Genomic DNA, 772 nt, shown 5'->3' with positions numbered 1-772 from the left:
CGCTCGCGTCTGCTCAGCTCCGCCGCCAAAGGGCGGCTTCAATCGCCGCTATGCTCGGCCTGGCGTGCCGGCTACTCCGCCGGCACCCGTTGCGGCTGGCCCATTCCTTGTCCCATGCCGGCATCCGCCCTGCCGACGGCATCCGTCCTGCCGGCGGCATCCGTCCTGCGGTTCTTCTCCACCACCAGCGGCCGCAGCTTCTGCGACGGCAGGATCTCCTCCTTCGGTCCGAAGGCGACCAGCCGGCCGGCCTGCACCAGGCCGATCATGTCGACCGTCTGCAAGGCGCTCGGGCGGTGGGCGACGATGACGACGATGCCGCCGCGCTCGCGCACCTTGAGGATGGCCTGACAGAGCGCCTCTTCCCCTTCCGCATCGAGGTTGGAGTTCGGTTCGTCGAGCACCACGAGAAAAGGATCCCCGTAGAGAGCACGAGCCAGGGCAATGCGTTGCCGCTGGCCTGCGGACAGTGCGGTTCCATGAGGACCAAGTTCGGTCTGGTAGCCGTTCGGCAGGTGCACGATCATCTCGTGGATGCCGGCGGCCTTGGCGGCGCGGATGATGGCGCGCGCATTCGGCGCCTCGGCAAAGCGCGAGATGTTGTCCGACACCGTGCCGTCCATCAGCGCCACGTCCTGCGGCAGGTAGCCGACATGCTGGTTGAACAGCGTCTCGGGCCATTGGTTGAGATCGGCGCCGTCGATGCGCACCGCCCCGCGCAGCACCGGCCAGATGCCGAGCATGGCGCGCGCCAGCGTCGTCTTGCCGCCGC

At 68.5% G+C, this 772-nt stretch carries 1 protein-coding gene; it reads right to left on the bottom strand.

All coding sequences use genetic code 11. The annotated features are described in order from the left end of the window. Positions 1–71 precede the first annotated feature (71 nt). The coding region (locus tag AC244_RS34785) for an ATP-binding cassette domain-containing protein (RefSeq protein WP_152976249.1) at positions 72–772 on the bottom strand (701 nt) is incomplete at its 5' end.

The sequence above is a fragment of the Ensifer adhaerens genome (assembly GCF_001270265.1).
In the GTDB taxonomy this organism is placed as follows: Bacteria; Pseudomonadota; Alphaproteobacteria; order Rhizobiales; family Rhizobiaceae; genus Ensifer; species Ensifer adhaerens_B.
The sequence above is the reverse complement of the archived record's forward strand: the minus strand, read 5'-3'. Positions and strand labels throughout refer to the sequence as shown.